Raw genomic sequence first — 10,000 nt, forward strand, 5'->3', positions numbered from 1 at the left:
TTGCCCAATCTGCTCACAAAATTGTCTTCCCTTCACAATACGTGTATGAAAAATTCCGTACAATCACCCAATTAGATCATCAAAAATGCCACATTCTCCCTCAGGGCTTGTTCAACCATAATCCTTATAAGAAAAATATTGCACAAGCGAGAAGCGATTTACGAAAAAAGCACAATCTGCCTCTCGATAGCAAAATCATCTTGGGGGTAGGTTTCGCTGATCATCGAAAAGGAATAGATTTATTCTCACTTATTGCTTACTCAGTAAGAAAGATGCATACGAATATTCATTTTATCTGGGTTGGGAAAACAGATGTTCATTTTTTTAATACAATCTCCCCAAGATATACAGCACATTTCACATTAGTGGATCCAACTCCAGATATCGGTTTATATAACGCCGGTGCTGATTTATATTTATTAACTTCAAGAGAAGATCCTTTTCCAAACGTAGTTTTAGAAGCATTAGATACAAAAGTCCCTGTTATAGGGTTCAAAAACGCTGGAGGTTTTGAAGATGTTGTTACGGAACAAACCGGCGCATTAGTAGACTATTTAAACTTACCTATGATGCTGGAAAGAATATATGAACTTATCGGGAATGAAGATTTACGATTACAAAAAGGGACCTTTGGCCAAGAACTTATTGAAAGAGATTTCAACTTTCTTGATTACGTTTATCAATTATTAAACTTGCTTGAGCATAATTATAAAAAAATAAGCGTTATTGTACCGAACTATAATTACGAAAAATACTTACCGGAACGAGTTAAATCAATATTAAATCAAACCTATCCCCTTTACGAACTAATTTTCCTAGACGATGCCTCTACTGACAATAGCGCATCTATATTTGAAAAGCTGCTCTCAAATGAAAATAAACACCACCTGAAAGTTCAGCAGATTATTAATGATAAAAATTCTGGTTCTGTATTTAAACAATGGATAAAAGGTGTCTCTGCAGCAACCGGTGATTATATTTGGATTGCTGAGGCCGATGACTTATGTGATCAGACATTTTTAGAAGAAGTAATACAAGGGTTTCATATAGATAGTGATGTTGCCTTAAGCTACACACAATCAAAACAAATAGATGAACAAGGAAATATCTTGGCCAATCATTATTTGAATTACACAAATGATATCGATAAGGAAAAATGGCAGAGTTCTTATATCCGAAAAGGGATAGATGAAATACAAGATACGTTATTTATCAAAAACACCATACCTAATGTCTCAAGTGTAGTTTTTAAAAACATAGATATAAAAACAATAGCAAAACAATTGCAAAAGTTTAAAATAGCTGGTGATTGGTTTTTCTATGTTTCTCTCCTTAAAGAGGGGAACATTTATTTTAATCCAAAACCTCTAAACTATCATAGACGACATACAAATAGCGTAACAAGAACAGAAGATTCATATTCCCATTACAGTGAAGTTGTACAAATGCAGAATTTCATTAAAGACACCTTTACTATCGACGACATTTCAAAAAAGAAAATGTATGCATATAGAAAGTACCTTGAAACATATTTGAAGGTTTAATTATATATTTTCTTTATCATCAGTAGCTCTTTTAAGACATTACTATTATTTAAGGGGTGTTACTCTTTGAAAGAATTTATAGCGGCAAATAAACATTTGATTTCTCAAATTGCACAAAAATACAATGTAAGTGCAAATATCCACCCAGAGGATCATATCTTTCAATTCCTTGTCACAAATCCAGTCTTTCCATCTAAAAAAGAAGCAATAGATTATTATTTTAAAGATGGAAAAAAATCAGCAGAAACACTCTTAGATTTAATTACTTCCTTTTATCCTCCTGTAGACACTCCAATTCAATTATTAGAATTCGCATCCGGATATGGCTGCGTAACACGTCATTTATTAAATCAGCAAATGAACTTAAGTATAACTACTTGCGATATACACGAAGAGGCTATTACTTTTATTAAAAACACATTACATACTTCATCTCTATTATCTCACCCTGAACCAGAACAAGTAAAATTAGCCTCGTCTACGTATGATATCGTTTTTTGTCTATCCTTTTTTTCTCATATGCCTGATACAACTTGGTTTCGTTGGCTTCAGACATTGTATAACGCTGTTTCCCCTGGCGGCTTATTCATTTTCACAACTCATGGATATCAAAGTAAAAAGTACTTCGGCTTTCCCGCTTTAAATGAACGGGGTTATTGGTTTCTTCCCTCTAGCGAACAACTCGATTTAGATGTTCATCAATATGGGCAAACGATCGTTAGCCCCTCTTACGTATGTGACAAAATTAAATTATTACCTTATAATCCTATTATCAAAAAATACACTGAAGGTTTTTGGTGGGAACATCAAGATCTTTGGGTAATAAAAAAAGAAATAAAATAATAAACCACGCTCTACTTATACAGAAGTAGGGCATGGCTTATTATTTTTTACTATATAAGAACTCTTCAATCCATAGCTTATTTAATCTAATTCCACTTTTGAAATCCACTTTCGGTTCCCAATTACATTCTCGTCTTACTCTATCTATATTTAAAATGATTTTTTGAACGTTTTCTTGCTTTTGTTTATAGCAGATAAAGTCCACTTTTCTTTCCGTTAATTTCTCCAATTCTACTATAATTCGTTTTAAAGAGAGACCCTTTCCGCTGCCTATATTATACACACAAAATTTCAAGTGATTTAATTGCGATAGTTGTATAGTAACTTCCACTAAATCATCGATATAAATATAATCTCGAATAATTTCTTGTGGATTCCCATATATATTAATCTTTTCATTACTGAGATGCTGATACAAAAAACAATTTATTGCTCCAACTTTCTTTAACGGGTTTTGATATTTTCCATACGGATTAGAATATCTACATACAACATAGTCCATTCCATATTTTTTCTTATAAAAGTACAAATAATTTTCAAGCGACACCTTTGTTATTCCATAAGGAGAAAGTGGTTTTAATGGATGTTCCTCATCAATAGGCAGATATTCCGGTTCACCATAAACTGTGCCTCCAGAAGATGCTAATACGATTTTTTTAATGGGGAAATTTTTAGCACTTTCCATGAAATTAAGAAAAAAAAGGCTACTGTTTATATCTCCGAAAACATCTTCAATTGAAGTTGTTACATTAGACGTTGCAGCTAAATAAATAATAATATCCACATTCACTAAGGCTTTATATATATCTTCAACATTTGCTAAATCACCTTTAATAAATTCAACCTCACTTATAATATTTTGAGGAAAATTATTTATATGTCTGGAAAATACTTTTACATTTTGGCCTTTTTTCAATAAACCTAATGCGAGGTTAATACCAATGAAACTATTTCCACCTACTATTAAATAATTATTCTTCCGCATAATATCCTCTCTAGTAATAAGATTTTTGCTTATCTCACCTAGAAATACAAATAAATAAACTTAGTCAATTCTATTATTGAGTCTCTTATAATTGTATGCCCCTTATAAATTTTCATTATCTTTATTTTATATTTTCCCTTTAGAATCACTACCTTATTTAAGCCGTCCGAAAAAACATTCATAATATTTACTCATTCCTATGAATATATTGGATTAGTAAAAGCTTTCTCCTTCTCCATAAATAAAACTTTCAAAAAGGAGCACTACATGTATGAAGAATGTAAATCAAGAGCTTTTAAATCATGTAATTCTACATAAAGATCGAATCCCACATTTCCATAAAGACTTTCCCCTTATACTATTCTGGAGCCATAGAAGCGGATGCACTACTTTAGCTAATTGGTTCTTTTTTCAAATCGGATTGTTTAATGAAGCAAAGAAATACCATGACTTTATTCATTACTATGAATTCTGGGTATATAAAAACAACACCAACTACATACCAGAGTTACAAAATGGGCTTCTAACAGCAGAAAAAGCTGTTTGTAAACTTGTACGAAATCCCTATACAAGGGCCGTCAGCTCATTTTTATTACTTGCTGACAATCCATATGCAATTCCTCAATGGGAAAGTATCCGCCAGTATTTATATAATGACAAATATAGTAACCGAGGAATATCATTTAAACAATTTTTATATTACGTTCGAGCATTAGGTCCCAATTCCGTAGCAATGGACATACATTTTAGTCAGCAATACGTTCCGGGTGAAGAAAATTTCATCCAACACTATATTCCTTTAGAAGATTTTAATACACAAATCACCAAAATAGAACATACGTACGATTTAGTTAAATCTAATTTAGCGCTACTTACAAATTCAGATCATCATCGCTCTCATAAAATGATGTATACAGGAAGCTATGCAGAGCTCAGCATTACAGATGCCGCCTTCCCTCGCTTTCCGACATATAAAAGTTTTTATGATGAAGAAACAATGGCATTAGTTACAGAAATATATGCACAAGACTTTGAAATGTATCCGTACACAAAAGGGATATTTTAAATTGATACACTCTTCAATGAATAAAAGCGAATGTATCGCATAGCATAAATTGAAACTTTAATTAGAGAGGGGTTCTCCCCTGCTAATTATTCCCTTCTACCAATTTTACTGTTATAGATTCCCTAAATTTCACCTACCCTCTTTGAATTCACTAATTATTGACGCATGTGCCATATACATTTTTTACACAGGAGTGATGTCATGTGGAAGGTAATTTGAAACATAATAACGGATATTGTGTTATTTGTGAGAAGGAAACTACATTTATAGAGCATAACGATTGGCTTAGAGATCACTACTTATGTTCTACATGCCACTCTATACCAAGGCAGCGAGCTTTAATTCATGTTTTAAATACATTTTTTCCGAAATGGGGTTCCTATCATATTCACGAATCCTCACCTGGGGGGATTACAACTCAACTACTAATAAAAAACTGCAAAAACTATACATACTCTCAATACTTTAAAAACTATCCTCTCGGCCAATACTTTCAAGGGATTAGATGCGAGAACTTAGAAAACATGACTTTTCAAAATGAATCTTTTGATTTGTTCATTACTCAAGATGTCTTTGAACATGTAATGGAACCAAACAAAGCCTTTAAAGAAATAGAGCGTGTATTAAAGCCTGGCGGTGCTCATGTGTTTACTGTCCCTTGGTACCACACACTTCCCAAAACTTTGCAAAGGGCAAGAATCAATGAGGGTGGAATTGAGTATATTGAAGAGCCAATTTATCACGGAAATCCTATTGATGAGAATGGGTCTTTAGTAACATTTGATTGGGGCCAAGATATGATTGAATATATTTATACACATGCAAATATGTATACCCTAGTTTATTTACAAAAGGATAAATCACTAGGCTTAGATGCTGAATTTTTACATGTTTTTATTAGTAGAAAACAAGAAAATGATTTTTAGGCACCATATAATTTGGAGGTTAACAAATGGATGACTTTAAGTTAGGAAGTGATTTTGATAACCTTGTTAGCCCGCTTTCTGATGTTGAACTTCTTCATCTATTTATACAAAGTTGCTCACAAACAAAGATAAATGGTATCCCAGTACCTATGTTCCCCCCTGAAGAAATTCAACAACAGTTTGTAGGTGCTTCCTATGAACATGCTCTTTATGAAGCATATTTGTTTTATAGACTTGTAAAAACATATGCCCATAATTTAGGCGTTCCCTTGAATAAAGAACGGAAAATTTTAGACTTTGGTTGTGGCTGGGGAAGAATTATACGCTTTTTTTTCAAAGATGTTCGCGATGAAAATTTACTTGGGATTGATGTAGATCCAGCAATGATTAATATTTGCAATGAAACGTTAGGAAGAGGAATATATAAAACCGCCAATCCACAACCTCCTGTAGAATTTATTAGTGACAATTCATTGGACATCATATTCGCTTATTCTGTATTCTCACATTTATCCGAAGAAACTGCAGAACATTGGATAAAGGAATTTTCAAGAATTCTTCGTCCAGGTGGAATCTTCATCGCCACGACACAAGCGCGCTATTTTCTCGATTTTTGTCAACAATTTAAGGAACACCCTGAATTAATTCAGACAGGATGGCATAAAACTTTATCTCAAGCTTTTCCAGATATAAATCGTGCCATCTCGGATTATGAAAGCGGCAATTTCGTCCACAGCCCTACGGGAGCTGGAGACGTTAGAAATAGTAGCTTCTACGGGGAAACCATTATACCTAGAACTTATATTAAAAACCACTATGAGAAGTATTTAAAGCTGCGGGACTTTTTCGATGATGTAAACCGATTACCCCAAGCCCTATTTGTTCTCCAAAAAGATTAACTCTTTTCGCTCATTGTATAATGAAGATCATTTTATATTTCAGCCGTATATATTAAATCATTAAAGATTTCCATATCAAGCAAACTGTACAAAAAAATTCATTATGAGGCATAAACAGAGTAAGTAAATAACGGTTCTCATGCTTTAACTAGATTCGAAAAATCAAAAATAACTTCCCACCACTTGAACTACGAAGCACATAAGGGGGATATATCTTGAAAATAATTGCTTTTTACTTACCACAGTTTCATCAAATAAAAGAAAATGACCGATGGTGGGGAAAAGGTTTTACTGAATGGACAAATACTAAAAGTGCACGACCTTTATTTTCAGGACATTATCAACCTAGAGAACCTTATCAAGATTTTTATTACGACTTAACCACCCCATCCGTAAGAAAATGGCAAGCAGAAATTGCCAAAGCACACGGCATATATGGTTTTTGTTATTACCATTACTGGTTTAAAGGGAAGAGGCTATTGGAGAGACCATTTAATGAGGTACTTCAGATGGGCGAACCAGATTTTCCATTTTGCCTATCTTGGGCAAATGAACCATGGACAAAAACTTGGGATGGTCTTGATAGTCACATATTAATGCCTCAAAATTACGGAGGGTTATCGGATTGGAAAGAACACTTTGATTATTTATTACAAGCTTTCCAAGATGAGAGGTATATCCGTATAGATAATAAACCACTATTCATTATTTATCGTCCTGGACATATACCTAATTGTGAGCAAATGCTTAACTACTGGAATACACTCGCACAAGAAAATGGTTTGAAAGGTATATACTTCGCAGAAACATTAAACAGCTTTCCACTTCCTAATATAAATGGATTTGATGCTAGCATTCAATTCGAACCTTTTTATACAATTGCTCACGATAGTTCTTCCGACATAAATAAGATAATATATGAATCTAGTAAACAAATAAACGCTTGGGATTATGATAAAGTGTGGATGTATATATTAAAGCGATCTCCTTCAGAGAAAAAAACATTTCCCGGTGCCTTTGTTGACTGGGATAACACAGCACGCCGCAAAGATTTAAATAGCAGCATTTTCGTAGGCTCTACTCCTGAGAAGTTCACGATATATTTAAGTAAGCAAATCCAGCGCACCTATTCTCTTTACAACAGCGAGTTTTTATTTATTAATGCGTGGAATGAATGGGCAGAAGGTACTTACTTAGAACCAGATAAAAGGCATGGCTTTGCCTATTTAGAAGGAGTTAAACAAGCAATTAACAGAGGCATGAAAGCATACAAAAAAGACGAGTCATTCTGACTCGTCTTAAGCTTGCTTGGCGACGTCCTACTCTCACAGGGACAAGGTCCCAACTACCATTGGCGCTAGAGAGCTTAACTTCCGTGTTCGGTATGGGAACGGGTGTGACCTCTCTGCCATCATCACCAAACTATTGAAGGCATATTCCTTCAAAACTAGATAACATTGCTACATATTATATGGTTAAGTCCTCGATCTATTAGTATTCGTCAGCTCCACATGTCACCATGCTTCCACCTCGAACCTATCAACCTGATCATCTTTCAGGGATCTTACTAGCTTACGCTATGGGAAATCTCATCTTGAGGGGGGCTTCATGCTTAGATGCTTTCAGCACTTATCCCTTCCGCACATAGCTACCCAGCTATGCCCTTGGCAGAACAACTGGTACACCAGCGGTGCGTCCATCCCGGTCCTCTCGTACTAAGGACAGCTCCTCTCAAATTTCCTACGCCCACGACGGATAGGGACCGAACTGTCTCACGACGTTCTGAACCCAGCTCGCGTACCGCTTTAATGGGCGAACAGCCCAACCCTTGGGACCGACTACAGCCCCAGGATGCGATGAGCCGACATCGAGGTGCCAAACCTCCCCGTCGATGTGGACTCTTGGGGGAGATAAGCCTGTTATCCCCGGGGTAGCTTTTATCCGTTGAGCGATGGCCCTTCCATGCGGAACCACCGGATCACTAAGCCCGACTTTCGTCCCTGCTCGACTTGTAGGTCTCGCAGTCAAGCTCCCTTATGCCTTTGCACTCTACGAATGATTTCCAACCATTCTGAGGGAACCTTTGGGCGCCTCCGTTACACTTTAGGAGGCGACCGCCCCAGTCAAACTGCCCACCTGACACTGTCTCCCGGGTCGATAAGACCCGTAGGTTAGAATTTCAATACAGTCAGGGCGGTATCCCACCAGCGCCTCCACCGAAGCTAGCGCTCCGGTTTCAAAGGCTCCCGCCTATCCTGTACAAACTGTACCAAAATTCAATATCAGGCTACAGTAAAGCTCCACGGGGTCTTTCCGTCCTGTCGCGGGTAACCTGCATCTTCACAGGTACTATAATTTCACCGAGTCTCTGGTTGAGACAGTGCCCAAATCGTTACACCTTTCGTGCGGGTCGGAACTTACCCGACAAGGAATTTCGCTACCTTAGGACCGTTATAGTTACGGCCGCCGTTTACTGGGGCTTCAGTTCAGAGCTTCGCTTACGCTAACCCCTCTCCTTAACCTTCCAGCACCGGGCAGGTGTCACCCCCTATACTTCGCCTTACGGCTTCGCAGAGAGCTGTGTTTTTGCTAAACAGTCGCTTGGGCCTATTCACTGCGGCTTTCCGTTAAGAAAGCACCCCTTCTCCCGAAGTTACGGGGTCATTTTGCCGAGTTCCTTAACCAGAGTTCTCTCGCACACCTTAGGATTCTCTCCTCGCCTACCTGTGTCGGTTTGCGGTACAGGCACCTTTTATCTCGCTAGAAGCTTTTCTTGGCAGCGGGGAATCAAAGACTTCGCTCCATAAGGAGCTTCCCCATCACAGCTCAGCCTTTACGATAAGCGGATTTGCCTACTTATCAGCCTAACTGCTTGGACGTGCACAACCAATCGCACGCTTCTTCTATCCTTCTGCGTCCCTCCATTGCTCAAACGATAAAGAGGTGGTACAGGAATATCAACCTGTTGTCCATCGCCTACGCCTGTCGGCCTCGGCTTAGGTCCTGACTAACCCTGAGCGGACGAGCCTTCCTCAGGAAACCTTAGGCATTCGGTGGACGGGATTCTCACCCGTCTTTCGCTACTCATACCGGCATTCTCACTTCTAAGCACTCCACCAGTCCTTCCGGTCTGACTTCACTGTCCTTAGAACGCTCCCCTACCACTGATACCATTCGGTATCAATCCGCAGCTTCGGTGGTGTATTTAGCCCCGGTACATTTTCGGCGCAGAGTCACTCGACTAGTGAGCTATTACGCACTCTTTAAATGGTGGCTGCTTCTAAGCCAACATCCTAGTTGTCTAAGCAACTCCACATCCTTTTCCACTTAATACACACTTTGGGACCTTAGCTGGCGGTCTGGGCTGTTTCCCTTTTGACTACGGATCTTATCACTCGCAGTCTGACTCCTAAGGATAAGTCATTGGCATTCGGAGTTTGACTGAATTCGGTAATCCGATGAGGACCCCTAGTCCAATCAGTGCTCTACCTCCAAGACTCTTACACTTAAGGCTAGCCCTAAAGCTATTTCGGGGAGAACCAGCTATCTCCAGGTTCGATTGGAATTTCTCCGCTACCCACACCTCATCCCCGCACTTTTCAACGTGCGTGGGTTCGGGCCTCCATTCAGTGTTACCTGAACTTCACCCTGGACATGGGTAGATCACCTGGTTTCGGGTCTACGACCACGTACTAAACGCCCTATTCAGACTCGCTTTCGCTGCGGCTCCGCCTCTT

The 10,000-nt window shown here is 38.0% G+C and carries 7 protein-coding genes and 2 rRNA genes (2 of these 9 only partly in view); 6 read left to right on the top strand and 3 right to left on the bottom strand.

Annotation, left to right across the window (positions count from 1 at the left end; genetic code table 11):
• Together QCI47_RS26550 and QCI47_RS26555 are read left to right on the top strand one after the other, a co-directional pair.
• Positions 1-1,544: the 3' portion of a glycosyltransferase gene (locus tag QCI47_RS26550; RefSeq protein WP_061130311.1), read on the top strand. The gene continues 388 nt to the left of window position 1, outside the view; only the last 1,544 of its 1,932 coding nucleotides appear in the window; its start codon lies off the left edge, out of view; the stop codon is at positions 1,542-1,544.
• Between the two features lie 66 nt (positions 1,545-1,610).
• Entirely contained in the window at positions 1,611-2,387 is a 777-nt protein-coding gene (locus QCI47_RS26555; RefSeq protein WP_074533328.1) for a class I SAM-dependent methyltransferase, read from the top strand.
• Between the two features lie 40 nt (positions 2,388-2,427).
• Here QCI47_RS26555 and QCI47_RS26560 read toward each other — a convergent pair whose 3' ends face one another.
• Positions 2,428-3,372: an NAD-dependent epimerase/dehydratase family protein gene (locus QCI47_RS26560; protein ID WP_001230823.1), complete on the bottom strand. Its 945-nt coding sequence runs from the start codon at positions 3,370-3,372 to the stop codon at positions 2,428-2,430.
• 271 nt (positions 3,373-3,643) lie between these two features.
• Here QCI47_RS26560 and QCI47_RS26565 point away from each other — a divergent pair, with 271 nt between their 5' ends.
• The 4 genes from QCI47_RS26565 (at position 3,644) to QCI47_RS26580 (ending at position 7,555) form a co-directional block, all read left to right on the top strand.
• A complete protein-coding gene (locus tag QCI47_RS26565) occupies positions 3,644-4,438 on the top strand; it encodes a sulfotransferase family 2 domain-containing protein (RefSeq protein WP_000800261.1) in 795 nt (264 codons plus the stop codon).
• A 203-nt stretch (positions 4,439-4,641) separates the two neighbouring features.
• Positions 4,642-5,364: a class I SAM-dependent methyltransferase gene (locus tag QCI47_RS26570; protein ID WP_000398929.1), complete on the top strand. Its 723-nt coding sequence runs from the start codon at positions 4,642-4,644 to the stop codon at positions 5,362-5,364.
• Positions 5,365-5,390: 26 nt separating this feature from the next.
• On the top strand, positions 5,391-6,263 hold the full coding sequence (locus QCI47_RS26575) for a class I SAM-dependent methyltransferase (protein WP_061130312.1): 873 nt from the start codon (positions 5,391-5,393) through the stop codon (positions 6,261-6,263).
• A 215-nt stretch (positions 6,264-6,478) separates the two neighbouring features.
• Positions 6,479-7,555, top strand: a complete 1,077-nt coding sequence (locus QCI47_RS26580) for a glycosyltransferase WbsX family protein (RefSeq protein ID WP_074533327.1) — start codon at positions 6,479-6,481, stop codon at positions 7,553-7,555.
• Positions 7,556-7,569: 14 nt separating this feature from the next.
• On the opposite strand, the gene rrf is transcribed toward QCI47_RS26580, so the two are convergent.
• Together rrf and QCI47_RS26590 are read right to left on the bottom strand one after the other, a co-directional pair.
• Positions 7,570-7,685, bottom strand: a 5S ribosomal RNA gene (gene rrf / locus QCI47_RS26585).
• Between the two features lie 49 nt (positions 7,686-7,734).
• A 23S ribosomal RNA gene (locus QCI47_RS26590) occupies positions 7,735-10,000 on the bottom strand (it continues 657 nt past the right edge of the window).

This window comes from Bacillus cereus group sp. RP29 (genome assembly GCF_040459765.1).
Taxonomy (GTDB): Bacteria; Bacillota; Bacilli; order Bacillales; family Bacillaceae_G; genus Bacillus_A; species Bacillus_A paranthracis.